The sequence below is a fragment of the Haloarcula sp. CBA1131 genome (assembly GCF_008728975.1).
Classification (GTDB): Archaea; Halobacteriota; Halobacteria; order Halobacteriales; family Haloarculaceae; genus Haloarcula; species Haloarcula hispanica.
Window position 1 is genome coordinate 2,612,371 of the sequence record NZ_RPCY01000001.1, and the last position, 15,994, is coordinate 2,628,364.

Below are 15,994 nucleotides of genomic sequence, written 5' to 3' on the forward strand. Positions count from 1 at the left end.
AATGTGTGATCGTGACTGAACGCTGGCGGCCCTCGCGTGCGCGTACGCGCGAAGCCCTGATAAGTCCACAGCCCCTACGTTAGACGATGACACCACAGAAGCCATCCGCTGACGGCGAGCAGGCTGCCGACGGTCGGGCGACCGACGTAGGCCCGGCGGTCGACTACGAGACGGTGTCGGTACCAGTGCTGGTCGTCGGCGCTGGCGCTGCCGGGGCGCGGGTCGCTATCGGACTTGCCCAGAACGGTGTCGAACCGCTGGTCATCGGCAAGCGGGACCACGGCGACGCACACACGACCTGGGCGGCCGGCGGCATCAACGCCTCGCTGGGATCGCTCGACCCCGAGGACGACTGGACGATTCACGCCGCCGATACGCTGGACGAGGGCCATTTCATCAACGACCCGAAAGCGGTCGAGCTGACGACCAAGCATATGCCCGACCGCATCCGGGAACTCGACGATTGGGGGATGGCGTTCGACCGCACTGAGGACGGCAAGATCAATCAGCGGTACTTCGGCGCGCAGTCGTTCCGCCGGACCTGCTTCGTCGGCGACCGCACGGGCGAGGCGATGCTGGATGCGCTCGTCTCGAAGGCCCAGTCGCTCGATATCCCGTACCGCGACAACGTGATGATCACGCGGCTGCTCTCCGACGGCGACCGCGTCTACGGCGCGGCCGGCTACGACATGGAGAGCGGCGAGTTCATCCTCTTCGAGTCGGATCACGTCGTCCTGGCGGCGGGTGGCTCCTCCGCGCTGTATAACCGCCACTCCTCGCGCGACGAGGAGAACAACGGCGACGGCCCGGCGCTGGCGCTCGAAGCCGGCGCGTCGCTGATGGACATGGAGTTCGTCCAGTTCCACCCAACGGGGATGGTCGGCGACCGCTACGGCGAGGACTGGGACGGCCGCCTCGTCACCGAAGCGGTCCGCGGGGAAGGCGGTCGGCTGCTCAATGCCGACGGCGAGCGGTTCATGGAGGAGTACTCGCCGGACCAGATGGAACTCGACGCGCGCGACGTGGTGGCCCGTGCCATCGCACAGGAACTCCGCGAGGGCCGTGGGACCGAGAACGGCGGCGTCTATCTGGACATTTCCCACCGCGACGACGAGTACATCAAGTCCCGACTGCCGCGGATGTACGAGCGGTTCATGGACCTCGGCGTCGACATCACGGAGGAGCCGATGGAAGTCGCGCCGACCGCCCACTACTCGATGGGCGGCGTCGACATCGACTTCGAGACCGGGGAAACCGGCGTCAGTGGGCTCTACGCTGTCGGCGAGACGGTCGCAGGCGTCCACGGCGCGAACCGCCTAGGCGGGAACTCGTTGGCGGAGACGGTCGCCATCGGCGCGCTCGTCGGCGACCACGTCGCGGCGCAGGTGACAGACGACGACCGCGACGACGCCCTGCCGGCTGGTCAGCGTGCCATCGCCGAGCGCGAGTTCCGGTCGCTGCAGGAACTGGCGGCGTCGGACGGAGACGAGACGCCCGGAGGGCTACTCGCGGACCTCGGCGACCTGCTGTGGGAGCACGCCGGTATTCTCCGTAACGGCGAATCACTGTCGGACGGCCTCGCCGCGCTCGATGCCCTTCGCGAACGGACTGGGGACATCGGTATCGACGGCGACCGGACCAGCCTGTCGTTCGAACTCGCCGTCGATCTGTTCTTCAGCCTCACGGTTGCCGAGGCCCTGCTGCTGAGCGCACGCAAGCGCGACGAGTCCCGCGGCGCGCACTACCGCACCGACGCGCCCAGCGTGGACCCCGAGTGGCGGCGGAACATCCTCGTGGACCGCGGCGACACCGGGCTCGAACTGACGACCCGCGGCGTGGCCGAGCCGAGCGAGGCCGTCAGCGAGGCGGTCGACGTCGGCTACGAACTCGACTATCACCACCTCGAATAGAGCGGTCCACCCAACAGTCCGCCTGCGGTTGCTCTTTTAATCTCGATAGGCGCAGTGGAAGCCGGCGACCTGCTGGTAGAACGTCGGAATCACGTCCGTTCGAAGGCCCACGTCAGGGTCGTCTTCGAACTCCCGGCGCGTGAACTCCCGAGCGTCTTCGATAGCTGCTTCGACATGAGGCGGGACGCCAGGTTCGTCAATCGTGCCGACGTAGGCCCAGATGAACGCCGCCTCCAGCGTGTCGAAAAACTCCGAGGGCGGTTCGAACGTGGGTTCGCCGTCCGCCGCGATTCGGTTGTACGTCCGGCTGATGAGGACGCTGCCGTCGTCGAGGCCGTGGTCGGCGAACGACTCCGTGGTCGTACACTCTTCGTCCCCGTCGTAGTCCCGTGCAGTGTCGCTTGACATACCTGGATAGAGGATTGGTAACTAAAAGTAACCGTCCGGAGTGTGTCTCAATACGACACACCCTGGATGGTTTTTACGTCACTGAGATTCAAGGCGGTCCCAGCCGATGTTCTATTCACTGTGGCACCGACCCGCCGAACCGTCCTCGCCAGCGGCGGCCCCGCACTCGGGAGCCTCACCGCCGTTTCGGGGTGTCTAGGTGCCGACGACGACGCGGACGTGTCGTGTCCGCCGTCTGTCCCGACGGACGCGTCACTACGCCTCGGGTTCGTCGGCGACGTGATGCTGGGCCGGAGCGTCGACGAACGCTGGCGCGATGCCCCCGACGGACCGACGGCCGTCTGGGGGTCGATGCTCGACGAACTCCAGTCACTCGACGGGCTGGTGGCGAACCTCGAATGCTGTCTCTCGGACCGCGGCGAACCGCGGCCCGGCCGTACGTTCCACTTCCGAGCGAGCCCGAAATGGGCCGTGGCCGCGCTGGACCGCGCCGGCGTCTCCTGTGCCGGACTGGCGAACAACCACCTGTTCGATTTCGGACCGGCGGCACTCACGGACACGCCGGCTCACCTCGCCGACGCTGGCATCGCCTCAGCCGGGGCCGGCGTCGATAGCGAGACAGCATTCGAGCCGGCGTTCGTCGAGATCGGCGACCTCTCGATCGCCGTCGTCGCCGTCACTGACCAGTCACCCAGCTACGCCGCCGACGGCGACAGTCCCGGCACGGCATACGCACCGCTGGACCCGAACCACCCGCTGACTCGCCGCCGCGTCGGAGGCGCGCTGGCGGCGGCCCGCGACGCCGACCCCGACCTGCTCGTCGTCACCGCTCACTGGGGGCCGAACTGGGTGACCGAACCGGGCGAGACACAGCAGGCCTTCGCCCGTTGGCTGGTGGACAACGGGGCCGACGTGGTCCACGGCCACAGCGCCCACGTCATCCAGGGGGTCGAGGTGTACCGCGGTCGCCCCATCATGTACGACACCGGTAATTTCGTCGACGACTACGCGGTCAAGGACGGCTACCGCAACGACCGGAGCTTCCTGTTCGAACTCCATATCGAGGACGGCCGGCTGGCCGCGCTCGAACTCACGCCGGTCGAGAACGCGTACACACAGGTCGGACGCGCCGACGAAGCGGTGGCTGAGTGGCTTCGTGAGACACTCCGGGAGCGCTCTCGGCCCTTCGGAACGGCTATCGAGCGTAATGGCCTCGGACTTCGGGTCCCGCTGTCATGTCCGGCATAGCATCCGCTGGGTGTTTCCGGGCCGACTCGTGGTCAGTTGCTACTCGTCGACAGCCACAACCGTCGTCATGATTTCGTCGACCAGCCGTGCGTTGTACGTCCAGAGACCACGAAACGGTCCGTCCTCGGTTTCTTCGGCGACGAGTGCACACTTGTTCTGGTCGTCGCCGGCGGCGTCGAACGCCAGCAGCCACACCTGTTCGAGCACGGTGTCTGTGAGCGGATGGAACGAGATTCCGGGAATCGCTGGCGGCTCCCAGTCGTCTCGTCCGTAAACGTGGATGTCGAGGTCCGTGTCGCTGGCGAGCGTCTGGTATCGGGCGCGCTGAGAGCGGAAGATCGACAGCGACTGGAAGCTCACTCGAAGCGTTCCCTTCCCGACGCGGTAGGCCCTGTCCTCGAACTCGTGCGACGTTGCGAGCAACTGTGCCGGCGTGAGCGATGCGAGGAGCGTGTTCGCCAGCGCCGAGTGGAGAAGCTGCCGGTCCGGGTCACTGTCAGGCACCCTGCTGTCGTCGGGCTCTGTCGTCGGCTTACATAAGAACGCCTGCAGCGCTGTGAGTGGCGGTGTCCCGGCGAACGCGCCGTCGCGGCGGACGACGACAAACGCGTTCTGGTGTCCAGTCGGGAGTTTCCGCCAGGTGGCGTCGATTCCCTGAGTTGCCAGACGCTCTACCACAGTCTTCGTTGCGGGCGGACCGTACACAGTTATCTCCACGTCCGAGTCCTCGAAGCGTCGGAGGAGGGTACGAACTGTCATCGGCCCACGATCAGTCCTCGTGGTCTGTCTCGGCGGTATCCAGATCGGTTATCGTCGCCAGAACCTCGGCCGTGGATGGCGACAGCGATGCCAGCGTCGCGGTCCGCTGGGCAGCGTCGTAGCTAATAACGCCAGCGTCATCGAGAACAGGGAGGTGGCGGTGGTGGAGCGACGTGCGGGTATCGTCCCAGTTGCGGGCGTCGGTGTCTCGACCACGCGCGCTGGACCAGCCCACGACCACGTCAGTGAGTTCCGCGATTGAGGCCGAGTCGTGTTCGGCGAGGTAAGTGTATATCATCCGCCGGGGCTCGGCTGCCAGCGCCCGTAATAGCGTATCGAGTCGCTCGGACGCGAGTCCCGGCGTCTCCACAGGCTGTTCGTGCTGATCCATGTCAATCAATTATCCACTCTCAGTATTAATATCATTGGCCGATAGGAGATCACAGATGTGACGGAATCCATTTACGTGCCAGCACCGTCTAAGATGTATGAACTACGAGTCCGCCCTACAGCGTGCGTACGACGTACTACCAGACCAACCCCGGGAAGCCGGCGAACGGCTCTCGATTCCCGACCCCGAGGGCCAGACCGACGGGGCGTTCACACGCCTGACGAACTTAGAGGCAATCGCCGACGCAGTCTCGCGGGACGCCCAGCATCTCCACCGCGCCATCCAGCGCGAGTTCGGGACCAACGGCCAGTTCGACGGCGGCGAAGCCCGCTACAACGGGTCGTTCGACACCGCTGATTTCGAGGCCGCCATCGACGCGTACGTCGCCGAGTACGTCACCTGTTCCGAGTGTGGCCTGCCCGACACCGTCCTCAAGAACGAGGACGGCGTCGACATGCTGCGCTGTCAGGCCTGCGGTGCGTTCCGCCCGGTCGCCAAGGGCGCGAGTTCGAACACGCAGCAGGACCGACCCACGCTCGAAGAGGGCGAGACCTACGAGGTCAAGATCACCGGCACCGGCCGCGAGGGCGACGGTGTCGCCGAGAAAGGGAAGTACACCATCTTCGTCTCCGGAGCGCGCGAAGGGCAGGTCGTCGAGGCCTACATCGAGAGCATCAGCGGCACGCTGGCGTTCGGCCGGGTCGCCTGAAGGCTGTTTTCTCCACGACGTAGCGACGGTTCTCCCTTATTCCCAGAGATCCGTCGAGAGGTATCGTTCGCCGGTGTCCGGCAGGACGGCGACCACCGTCTTGTCGGGGTTCTCGGTGGCGTACTCCGCGGCCGCGTGCAGCGCCGCACCCGATGAGATGCCGACCATAATCCCCTCCTCGCTGGCGAGTCGGTGGGTCGCCTCCATGGATTCCGCCTTGCTCGCGGTCCGCACCTCGTCGACGAGGTCGCGCCGGAGAATGTCCGGAACGAACCCGGGACCGATACCCTGGATGTCGTGGCTGTCCGGGTCATCCGCCGAGAGCAGTTTGGACTGTTCAGGCTCGACGGCGACCGAGGTGAGGTCCGCGCCGACCCCCTCCTCGATGTACTCCGAAATGCCGGTGATCGTGCCGCCGGTCCCGACGCCGGCAACGACGGCGTCTACGTCGCCGTCGGTATCGGCCCATATCTCCGGACCCGTCGTCTCGCGGTGGGCGCGCGGGTTCGCCTCGTTCTCGAACTGCCGGGCGCGGACAGTATCCGGCGCATCCGCGAGTTCGTTCGCGCGCTCGATTGCGCCGCTCATGCCGCCGTCGGCCGGCGTGAGTTCGAGGTCCGCGCCGAGCCCCGACAGCAACTGCCGGCGCTCCTCGCTCATCGATTCGGGCATCGTCAGCACGCAGTCGTACCCCCGTGCAGCGCAGACAGCAGCCAGCCCGATACCGGTGTTGCCGCTGGTCGCCTCGACGACCGTTCCGTCGTCAGGTAGGTTTCCGGACTCTGCGGCCGCCTCGACCATGTACAGCGCGATGCGGTCCTTGACGGAGTAAGGATTGGCCGCTTCGACCTTGCCGAGCAGATTGTCCGCGAAGCTGTCGAGACAGACCAGCGGCGTGTCGCCGATGAGCTCAGTCACACTGGACGCGACAGTACCGTCGTCTCGCTGGGCGTACGACTGCATACACCGGGAGAAGGCGATTAGCCCCCGTAACGACGTACCCAGAATATTGTGGGGCGGATACATTCACTCGGTTCCGAGTCTCCAGAAGCTTATGTTGCCTCCACACGAGCGTTCCAGTAATGCCCGAGATTACCGTCTCTGAGGGCCTGTACCGCCAGCTATCCGCCGCCGAAAACCAGGTCGAAGAAGAGACGCTCTGGAAGATGTTGCACCAGTTCAAGCGCCAGAACACGCCGAGCGAGTAGCGCCGTTACCCAGCCGTCACTACCCGACTGGTTCGATGAGGTCCGGCGAGTCGTTGGCTGGGCTGTTGACCGCTGACGAAACCGGATAGGTCCGCATCGGGCCGTCGTACGGGTCAAGCAGTGTGGACACGTCGTCGGCGCTGCCGCGCAGCCACGTCGACTCCTCAGCCGGGTCGAGGATGACGGCCATCCGGTGATGGAGGTCAGCGACGGCGTCGTTCGGTTCGGTCGTCACAATCGTGAACGACTCGACGATATCGTCTTCCCCGCCGGAATCACCGCCGCTCGCGCCGAACTCCCCCAGTCCGGTCTGGCGCTGTGGCGGCTCCCACCGCTCGTACAGCCCCGCCATCGCAAACAGGTCGTCGTCCGGCAGCGCCACGCGATACGGTTGCTTGCCGTCGCTCGTCTCGACCCACTCGTAGAACCCATCAGCCGGGACGAGACAGCGCCGGGACTCGTAGGCCTCAGCGAACGAACGTTTCTCCGCCAGCGTCTCGGCGCGGGCATTGATGTGCCCGTGGTCCGTGCGGTTGTCAGCCCAGGACGGAATCAGCCCCCACTCCATCCGCTTGATTGTGCCGGACGACTCGGCAGTGATGACCGGCAGGTCTTGGCTCGGAGCGGCGTTGTATCGCGGCTCGTAGTCGCAAGAAAACTCGGCGTCGAACCGCGTCTCAATTTCGTCGCGAGGAGAGAACAAACTGTAGCGGCCACACATGGCCTACTTTTGGCGTTCCCGCTGGATAAATCCACTACTCGTTCATCCACTCGCTCGCCTGTGGCTCCGTCGGGTCGGTCCTGACCTCGACGAGCGTCGGCGCGTCCGTCTGCACCGCCTCGCGAACCGCCGTGCGGATTTCGGACGGCGTGTCGGCTTGCACGGCTTCCATCCCCATTCCGGCAGCGACGGTTCCGAAGTCAATCGGCGTCGTGTCCCATCCGTACGCCTGGTGGTCGAGGTCGTAACTCCGGCCGGCCTCCTCACTGATAATCGCGTAATCGTCGTTGTTGAGGACGACGACGGTGATCGGGAGGTCCTCGGCGACCGCAGTGTGGAGCTCGTGCACGCACATCATGAGGCCGCCATCACCGGTCAACGCGACGACGGGCGTGTCCGGATTGGCTAGCTGTGCCCCAATCGCCGACGGCAGTCCGGTTCCCATCGTCGCCCACGACCCGGGGTTGACGTAGCTGCGCGGCCCGTACGCCTCGAACGTGTTCAGCGCCCAGACGCGGAACCCCCCGGCGTCGACGGCCGTGATAGCATCCGAAGGGACTGCGTCCCGGAGAGTTTGCAGCACATGGACGGAGGTGAGCGGTGGTTCCGAATCCACGAGCGGTTCGATACGACGCGCAGTGGCATCGCGGACAGCCTGTGCGCGTTCGGTGCCGTCCGCCTTCGTAGCAGGAGCGGTATCAGCCGCCGCGATTTTGTTCTCGACCGCCGTCATCGCGTCCGCGGCATCTGCGAGGATGCCGACAGTCGGGTCATAGCCCGTGCCGAGGTCGTCGGCGTCAATCGTGACGTGAACGAGCGTCTCAGGTAGTTCGACGGACCACCCGCGTGTCCCGTGTGCGTCGAGGTCGGAGCCGACGGCGAGTACGGCGTCGGAGTCGGCGAGACAGTCCAGTAGCTCTGGGCTTGCACTCCCGCTCAGGACACCGGCACTGAGGTCGTGATCCTCCGGGAACACGCCTTTGCCTTTGTACGTCGTCACGACGGGCGCGTCAAGTCGCTCGGCGAGGCTTCGGAGCGCCGCCGTCCCACCCGACGCTCGCACACCACCGCCTGCCATGATAACTGGCATCTCGGCCGCGAGCAGGTGCTCAGCGGCTTCCGCAACCGCCTGCTCCGGGACGGTGCTGGTGGACGGAGCCGAAGGTGTGCTTGCACCAGCGATTGGCACGTCCATCTGCAAGTAATTCTTGGGGAGTCCGACTCTGACTGGCCCCTTCGGAGGTGTCTTAGCGATCTGTACCGCTCGGTCAATCGTCGCCGCTGTCGTCTCGGGGTTCTTCAGTAGTATGTTCTCTTTGACGACGTTGTCGTAGGTGTCCGGCGGGGTTTCGTGAATCGCATCCCCGCCCCGGAGCGCCGGCTCGGTTTCGATGGCGAAGTGCACCAGCGGCGTGCAGTCGTTCAGCGCGTTTTTCAGGCCGTTCATCGCGTTCATATCGCCCGGACCGGGAACGACAACAGTGCTCGCTATCTGCCCGCTCGTCTCTGCATAGCCCCAGGCCTGATGTGAGACCGCAGTTTCGTGCCGTGCCACGACGAAACGGATGTCGTCTCGCTTGCCGATGGCCTCGTTCAGCGGGAGGGACTGCTTCCCCGGGATGCCAAAGACGGTATCGATGCCGTTCGCGACGAGACGGTCTACCACCGCCAGACTAACGCGCATACTGATTCCTCACTCCGAAGACAATTCACTCTCATGACTTTAGTTCGCCACCGGTCATGCTAGACCGCGTCGGATCGACGCCACAGACGCAGGGGCGGTTGTACTATCGAGCCCTGCATGGCCCGCGAATTTAAATCCGAAAGCGCCCAACTACGTGACAGATGACCACGGACCCCCCGTTCAGCATCCCTGCACACCCACAGCGGCGCTTTCCCCACGGGAGCGGGGTCGAATACGAGGGCGGGACGGAGTTCCGACTTATCCCGGATCGGGAGCGGTCGATGCCGGAACTCGCCGAGACAGTCGTCGACATCCTCGAGGCCGGACCGTACCGCTACGGTGATTTCCACGACCTGCCGATGCCGCTGTGGCTGGTCCGCGACGAGGAGACGACCGACGTGTTCCGCGTTGCCGTCCGCGACGGGACGGTCCGACTGCACGTCCTGCCGACCACGGAGTCCGACGGGCTACAGCGGTTCTTCGAGCGGCTGCGTGAGGCCAGCGAGGGAGAGTCGTGGGCCGTGCAACGACACGTTGACGGGCGGTAGCCGGGTCGCCGGAGTGGTGCAGACCCAAAACCGTCTTACACACCTGTCTCCATGTCTTGGCCATGACCGTCTCTCGCGAAGTCGAACTAGAGGGCCACATCATCGACTCCGGGATGATGCAGTCCTGTTTCGGCATCATCATGGATCTGGGCGGCTCCTTCTCCGTTCAGGAGTTCGATATCGGCCGTCACAAAGACGAGGAGTCCTACGCCCGGATGCTCGTCGAGGCTGACGACGAAGACCAACTGCAGTCGATTGTTCACGAACTCCACCAGCACGGCGTCAACCCCTCGGACCCGAAAGACGCCACGCTCGTCCCCGCACCCGACGACCAGGTCGTCCCGCACGGGTTCTACTCGACGACGAACCACCCGACGTTCATCCGCCACAGCGGCGAGTGGATCGAAGTCGAGGACATGGAGATGGACTGCGCCGTGGTCGTCGAAGACGGCGAAGCGCACCGCGCCTCGGAACAGTCGAACGGTGACGACGAGGAACCGAGAGACTACCCCCGAGCTTACACCAAGGTCCTGAACGCTATCGAGGAGGGCGACATGGTCGTCACCGACGAAACCGGCATCAAGGTCCAGCCGCCGGAGCGGCCCCGCGATTCGGGCGGCGCGTTCGGCTTCATGCAGGGCGGCGTCTCCTCGGAGCGCCCCTCGGAGTCGACCATCCGCAAGATCGCGAACGCCATCAAAGAGACGAAAAAGGAGGGTGGCAAAGTGATGGCGGTCTGTGGGCCAGCCCTCATCCACTCCGGGGCGCGCGAGGACCTCGCCCGCCTCGTCCGGGAGGGCTACGTCGATATGCTCTCGGCCGGCAACGGCTTCGCCGTCCATGACATCGAGCGCGACATCTACGGGACCTCGCTAGGCATGGACACCGAGAGCCTTGACCATCCCCGCCACGGCCACAAGCACCACATCTACGCCATCAGCGAGGTCATCCGCGAGGGCGGCATCGAGGAGGCCGTCGAGTCCGGCACCATCGGCTCCGGCGTGATGTACGAATGCATCGAAAACGACCGGCCGTTCGTTCTCGCGGGCTCTATCCGCGACGACGGCCCGCTCCCGGACACCATCACCGACGCCGTCGAGGCCCAGAACGCCATTCGGGAGCAGGCCCACGAGGCCGACATGGTGCTGATGCTCTCGACGCTGCTGCACTCGGTCGCCGTCGGGAACTGTCTCCCCTCGACGACGCGGGTCGTCTGCGTCGACATCAACCCCGCGACGGTGACACAGCTCCTCGACCGTGGCTCCGCACAGGCAGTCGGGATGGTCACCGACATCGGCACCTTCGTCCCGATTCTGGCCGAGCAGTTACTCGACGAGGAGTAAGACGACCACGAGCAGCGCGAGTGGTCGCTTTTTCGCCCACGTTTTTTATCGAGTGGTGTGTGACCACAGGGAGCACACCCGATGGTAAAAAAGGTGGATTGCGGACGTTTGTCCCGATTCTGGCCGAGCAGTTACTCGACGAGGAGTAAGACGACCACGAGCAGCGCGAGTGGTCGCTTTTTCGCCCACGTTTTTTATCGAGTGGTGTGTGACCACAGGGAGCACACCCGATGGTAAAAAAGGTGGATTGCGGACGTTTGTCCCGATTCTGGCGGAGCAGTTGCTCGACGAGGAGTAGGACGACCACGAGCGGCGCGAGTGGTCGCTTCTTCGCTCACGTTAGTCGAAAGAGCGAGGAGACGCGAATCGGTGTTTCGTGTCCTCGGTTGTCACGCCCGCGTTCTCGCGAGATGCTTATTACCCGCCATCCGATACTCTCTCTATGCCCTCTCCTTTGCGGCAGTTCACGCGGCTTTCCAGCGGGATCTCAGGCCTTGATTCGCTTCTCAGAGGCGGGCTTGTGGAAGGGCGGCTCTATCTCGTTATCGGACCGCCCGGGACCGGCAAAACACTGCTTGGCACGCAGTTTCTCGAAGCGGGGCTCGAAGCAGGCGACGACGTGCTGTTCATTCACGCCGAAGAATCGGCTGCCGATTTACTGGCGAACACTGCCGAACTCGGCATCGATATCGCCGACGCGACGTTTCTGGATGTCGGCCCCGATTCGGAGTTTTTCATGGAGGCCGAATCGTACGACGTGGTCAAGCCGCGAGACGTCGAGGACGGCCACCTGATTTCGGATATCCGCGAGGCTATCGAGCGGGTCGACCCGGACCGCGTCCTCATTGACCCGATCACACACTTCCAGTATCTCGAACCGACCGAGTACCAGTTTCGGAAGCGTATCATCTCTTTCGCGCGCTTTCTGCAAGACAGGGAGACGACCGTGCTGGCGACCAAGACGCCGAGCAATCAGATGGACAGCCAGCTTCGGTCGCTCAGTGACGGCATCATCTCGCTCAGTTACGGCGATGAGAAGGCGGGTCGGCGTATTCGACTGCGCAAGCATCGCGGCATCGGCCAACAGGACGGCTCACACGGGATGGAAATCCGGGAGTCCGGCGTCGAAGTGTATCCCGCGCTCGAACCGGAACAGCGGACGCGGTCGTTCGACCCCGCGCAGTTCTCTGCCGGGGTTCCAGAACTGGACTCACTTCTCGATGGCGGGCTCGAACGCGGGACGGTGACGATTCTCAGCGGCCCCTCGGGCGTCGGCAAGTCGACGACGGCGACGGAGTTCCTGGCCTCCGCAGCGGCAGACGGGTCCCCGGCGCTCGCCTACCTGTTCGACGAATCCATCGACACGTTCACACACCGCTGTGAGACGTTCGGGATACCGCTCTCGGAGTTGCGTGACGAGGGGACACTTCTCGTCGAGGAGATCGAGTCGCTGGCGATGTCGCCCGAGGAGTTCGCGAACCGCGTGAAGACACAGGCCGCGGAGCGCGGGGCCGAACTCGTGGTTATCGACGGCATCGCGGGCTACAAGAACGCGATCAAGCACGGACAGGACGACGTGGAACTGCGTCGGCGGCTCCACGCCCTGACACAGCATCTCACGCGCGGGAACACCGCTGTGATCCTGATCGACCAGCGTAGGGACGTGACGGGGCTTCACGAACCCACGAGCGAGAACGTCAGTTACCTCGCCGACAACATCGTCTTCGAGAACTACATCGAGGTCGGGGGCGAACTCCAGCGAGTCGTCGGCGCACTGAAAAAGCGCGTCGGCGGGTTCGAGGCGGTCCCCCGCCGGTTCGAGATAACCGCCGACGGCCTTCAGGTCGGCGACCCCGTCTCGGGGATGCACGGCGTGTTCGAGGGCGTGCCCGAACGGCATGGAGACAGCGGCGGACGCTCATCCACTCGCTAACCACCGATGGCCGACGTCCAATTACTGCTGGCCGGCGACGGCAACCGGGAGGCACTCGCCTCCGTCGTCGCCGAACACCACACGCCGATCACGGACGACGAGTTCCGGGAAGTCGACCTCCACATCGTCGACGAGTCGTCGTTTCCGAAGTACAGAGAGTCGATAGAGCAGTACAAACACCGGGCAGATCCGGTGTTTTGCCCCGTGATTCTGGTGCGTCGTGAGGGGACGCCAGTCAGGATTGACCTGCCCGATATCGACGCGGCCGAGCAGCCACTCGTCGTCGATGATATCATGACAGCGCCGCTGGACACGCAGGCGCTCTTTCGAACCATCGCGAACCTCCTCGCCCGGCGCAGCCACACCGAGGACCTCGTTGCGGACCTCAGAGAACAAAACAGCGAACTCCGGCGGTTCAGGAACGCCGTCGAGCATGCGGGCCACGCGATTCTGATAACGAACACCTACGGCGTCATCGAGTACGTCAACCCGGCGTTCGAGGAACTCACCGGATTCAGCGCCGAAGAGGCAATCGGTCGAACACCGCGGATACTCAAGTCCGGTGAACAGAGCGAACAGTTCTACGAACGGCTCTGGGACACGATCTGTCGCGGCGAGGTCTGGACGAGCGAGATCGTAAACGAGCGCAAGTCCGGCGAGCGGTTCATCATCAACCAGACCATCGCCCCGATTCAGGACGCGGACGGGACGATCCAGGGGTTCGTCGGGATGCAGGACGAAATCACCGGTCGCCGACTGCGCGAGCAACAGCTCACCGTGTTCCATCGGATTCTCCGGCACAATCTCCGGAACAACGGAACGACGATCAGTGGACGTGCGGATATTCTGTCAGAGTTAGTGGATGACGACGCCGCTCTCGACCACCTCGAGACGATCAAAGCGAACGTGCAGTCCCTGCTCGACATCAGCGAGAAAGCGCACCACGTACAGGAACTGCTCGCGGACTCGCTTACCGACGATGTCGAGCGCGAACTCGAAGACGTCCTCAGTGACATCACGGACGGGCTGGCCGCAGCATACCCCGACGCCGAGTTCGTCGTCGAGAGCGACTCCGTCTCGTCGTCCGCGATAGATGCAAAGGTAGTCCCAGCGTTGCAGGAACTCATCGAGAACGGTATCAAGCACTCCGACGCATCGGCACCGCGGGTCACCGTCCGGACGGAGCGCCACGACTCGACAGCGACAGTGACGATTGTGGACAACGGGCCAGGGGTCCCGGATCAAGAGCGGCGGGTCATCGAGGCGGCGGAAGAGAAGCCGCTCGAACACGGGTCCGGACTGGGGCTGTGGTTCGCGTACTGGCTCGTCAGCTACGTCGGTGGCGATATCGACATCCGGGCCGATACCGACGGGACGAGTGTGTCCGTGACTGTGCCCGTCCGGTGACGACGGACGCGCGTTCAGATAGCGACCCAGGCCAGCACGATGACAGCAGCGCCGACCAGCGTCGACGCGACGGCGTGCGTTCGGAGTTCGTCGAGCAGGTCGTGGGAGTGGTCGTGGAGTTCACAGACCTCGTCGATCTCGCTGCCGGCCTCGCAGTTCGGCAGGAAGTCCATCGCGACGTGGAGGAAGATGCCGGCGGCGAATCCGAAGATAACTGCGTTGAGAAGAGCGGACTCCGGAATTGGGAGGAGCGCGGACGGGATCGCCGTCAGGCCGACGCCGGCCGCGGGGAGCAACAGCGCGGTGGCGGACTTGCCGCTGCGTCCGAGCCGCCGGGCTGCGGCGTAGCCGGCCGGCCCTTTGTGTGAGACGATAGCGAGGCCGAGCAGGATACCTAGTTCCGGCATCGAGGCGTAGACCAGCCCGATGACCAGGCCGGCCGAGAGGGCGTGGGCGGCGATGGCAAGCGTCGTCATGTCGAAGGCAGTCTCGACGTGGGTCAGCCGGTGGCCGATAGTGTGGGTGCCGTAGCCGGTGACCAGTCCGGCGGCGATGCCGACGCCGCCGATACGCGCTGCGCCGGCCTGGCCGCCCAGTCCCATCGCCTGCGGGACGAGGAACATGGCCGCTGAGGTGACCATCGCCCCGCTCGCGAGCCCGTAGCCCCAGACCAGTCGGTAGGGGTTCGTTTCATCGGCCCGCGCCCCAAGCCACGCGCCCAGTGCCATTGCCACGAACGCGACCCAGGAGATGACCAGAACCTTACTCGCCCCGCCGGTGACTGCGACGCCGGACAGGATCACCAGGCCGACAACACTCGCGAGGCCGGCGGTGGAGATTCGGCCAGCGTTATTAAAAACTGAGGTTGAGTTAATAGACATTATCTACAATCACCGGCCTGTTGCTAATAAACCCATCGGTGGCGGTCACCGGGTCGCCGACCGATAGTCGCCCCAGTCGATGACGCCGCCGTCCAGTGCTGACGGGTCAGCGTCCCGGAGCGCCCAGAGGACCATTTCGGCGACGGATTCCGGGTCGCGTCCGCCGTCGCCGGAGAGGTCCGTCGCGACCTGTCCGGGGTCGACTGCACCGACCGGGATGTCGAGGTCGGCGGCGAACCCGCGGGCAACGGCCTCCGCGGCGGCCTTCGAGACTGCGTAGGAACCGTATCCGGGCATCCCTTCGCGGGCGACGACGCCCGTCGGGACGACGATGCGGGCGTCCGGACCGAGGTGTGGGACGGCTTCGCGGATCGTCGAGAACACGCCCCGAGCGTTCGTCCGGAGGTGGTCGTCGAAGGCAGCGTAGGATTCCTCGGTAAGCGGTGTCTCGCCGGCGGTTCCGTGGTAGACGCCGGCGTTAGCGACAACGTACTGTATTGCGCCGTCACCGTCTCGTGTGGCAGTTTCGACCAGTCGTTCCACGTCGTACTCGTCGCGCACGTCCGTCCGAATCGCGGTCACGGAGCCGCCTGCATCCCGTATATCGGCTTCGACACGCTCGAGCGCCTCCGCGTCGCGGGCACAGATGACCGTATGTGCGCCCGCTCCCGCTACCGCGTGGGCTATCTGCTCGCCGATACCTTTACTCGCACCCGTGACGACAACGGTCGCGCCGTCCATCGCTGGGACCATAGCGGTGGTACCGCTGCCAGCCACAAGGTCGTTGCTCCCACCGTCGGTGGGGTGAGAGAGCGGTAGCCTCTTGTCGAACGCCCGCTACCGA

General features: G+C 64.8%; 16 protein-coding genes. 8 read left to right on the plus strand and 8 right to left on the minus strand.

Annotated features, from left to right (window positions below):
* Positions 1–86: 86 nt before the first annotated feature.
* A complete protein-coding gene (locus tag Har1131_RS13235) occupies positions 87–1,910 on the plus strand; it encodes an L-aspartate oxidase (protein WP_151146806.1) in 1,824 nt (607 codons plus the stop codon).
* A 36-nt stretch (positions 1,911–1,946) separates the two neighbouring features.
* On the opposite strand, the gene Har1131_RS13240 is transcribed toward Har1131_RS13235, so the two are convergent.
* Positions 1,947–2,318, minus strand: coding sequence for a hypothetical protein (locus tag Har1131_RS13240; protein WP_151146809.1), 372 nt, complete (start codon positions 2,316–2,318; stop codon positions 1,947–1,949).
* Between the two features lie 120 nt (positions 2,319–2,438).
* On the opposite strand from Har1131_RS13240, the gene Har1131_RS13245 reads away from it, so the two are divergent.
* The gene (locus Har1131_RS13245) at positions 2,439–3,566 is read left to right on the plus strand and encodes a CapA family protein (RefSeq protein WP_050038280.1); all 1,128 of its coding nucleotides are present in this window, start codon (positions 2,439–2,441) and stop codon (positions 3,564–3,566) included.
* A gap of 39 nt (positions 3,567–3,605) precedes the next feature.
* Here the strand turns inward: Har1131_RS13245 and Har1131_RS13250 are convergent, their stop codons facing one another.
* Together Har1131_RS13250 and Har1131_RS13255 are read right to left on the minus strand one after the other, a co-directional pair.
* Positions 3,606–4,325, minus strand: a complete 720-nt coding sequence (locus Har1131_RS13250) for a DICT sensory domain-containing protein (RefSeq protein WP_151146812.1) — start codon at positions 4,323–4,325, stop codon at positions 3,606–3,608.
* Positions 4,326–4,335: 10 nt separating this feature from the next.
* Entirely contained in the window at positions 4,336–4,716 is a 381-nt protein-coding gene (locus Har1131_RS13255) for a hypothetical protein (protein WP_023843165.1), read from the minus strand.
* A 97-nt stretch (positions 4,717–4,813) separates the two neighbouring features.
* Here Har1131_RS13255 and Har1131_RS13260 point away from each other — a divergent pair, with 97 nt between their 5' ends.
* Positions 4,814–5,425 (plus strand): translation initiation factor IF-2 subunit beta, encoded by a 612-nt coding sequence (locus Har1131_RS13260; protein ID WP_008310273.1) that lies wholly within the window; start codon positions 4,814–4,816, stop codon positions 5,423–5,425.
* Positions 5,426–5,461: 36 nt separating this feature from the next.
* On the opposite strand, the gene cysK is transcribed toward Har1131_RS13260, so the two are convergent.
* Positions 5,462–6,388, minus strand: coding sequence for a cysteine synthase A (cysK, locus tag Har1131_RS13265; protein WP_151146815.1), 927 nt, complete (start codon positions 6,386–6,388; stop codon positions 5,462–5,464).
* Between the two features lie 119 nt (positions 6,389–6,507).
* Between cysK and Har1131_RS22545 the strand changes: the two genes are divergently transcribed.
* Entirely contained in the window at positions 6,508–6,633 is a 126-nt protein-coding gene (locus Har1131_RS22545) for a hypothetical protein (RefSeq protein ID WP_008310277.1), read from the plus strand.
* 19 nt (positions 6,634–6,652) lie between these two features.
* On the opposite strand, the gene Har1131_RS13270 is transcribed toward Har1131_RS22545, so the two are convergent.
* Complete coding sequence (locus Har1131_RS13270) at positions 6,653–7,354, minus strand: SOS response-associated peptidase (RefSeq protein ID WP_146417484.1); 702 nt, start codon at positions 7,352–7,354, stop codon at positions 6,653–6,655.
* A 34-nt stretch (positions 7,355–7,388) separates the two neighbouring features.
* The gene (locus Har1131_RS13275; RefSeq protein ID WP_151146818.1) at positions 7,389–9,038 is read right to left on the minus strand and encodes a thiamine pyrophosphate-binding protein; all 1,650 of its coding nucleotides are present in this window, start codon (positions 9,036–9,038) and stop codon (positions 7,389–7,391) included.
* 161 nt (positions 9,039–9,199) lie between these two features.
* Between Har1131_RS13275 and Har1131_RS13280 the strand changes: the two genes are divergently transcribed.
* From Har1131_RS13280 to Har1131_RS13295, 4 genes are all read left to right on the plus strand, one after another.
* Positions 9,200–9,586, plus strand: coding sequence for a hypothetical protein (locus tag Har1131_RS13280; RefSeq protein WP_151146822.1), 387 nt, complete (start codon positions 9,200–9,202; stop codon positions 9,584–9,586).
* A gap of 62 nt (positions 9,587–9,648) precedes the next feature.
* Positions 9,649–10,929: a TIGR00300 family protein gene (locus tag Har1131_RS13285; RefSeq protein ID WP_050037704.1), complete on the plus strand. Its 1,281-nt coding sequence runs from the start codon at positions 9,649–9,651 to the stop codon at positions 10,927–10,929.
* A gap of 442 nt (positions 10,930–11,371) precedes the next feature.
* Positions 11,372–12,862 (plus strand): ATPase domain-containing protein, encoded by a 1,491-nt coding sequence (locus Har1131_RS13290; protein WP_151146825.1) that lies wholly within the window; start codon positions 11,372–11,374, stop codon positions 12,860–12,862.
* A gap of 6 nt (positions 12,863–12,868) precedes the next feature.
* On the plus strand, positions 12,869–14,269 hold the full coding sequence (locus Har1131_RS13295) for a PAS domain S-box protein (protein ID WP_151146828.1): 1,401 nt from the start codon (positions 12,869–12,871) through the stop codon (positions 14,267–14,269).
* Positions 14,270–14,283: 14 nt separating this feature from the next.
* On the opposite strand, the gene Har1131_RS13300 is transcribed toward Har1131_RS13295, so the two are convergent.
* The gene (locus Har1131_RS13300) at positions 14,284–15,150 is read right to left on the minus strand and encodes a ZIP family metal transporter (protein ID WP_151146831.1); all 867 of its coding nucleotides are present in this window, start codon (positions 15,148–15,150) and stop codon (positions 14,284–14,286) included.
* A 45-nt stretch (positions 15,151–15,195) separates the two neighbouring features.
* Positions 15,196–15,903: an SDR family NAD(P)-dependent oxidoreductase gene (locus Har1131_RS13305; RefSeq protein WP_174878657.1), complete on the minus strand. Its 708-nt coding sequence runs from the start codon at positions 15,901–15,903 to the stop codon at positions 15,196–15,198.
* Positions 15,904–15,994: the final 91 nt, after the last annotated feature.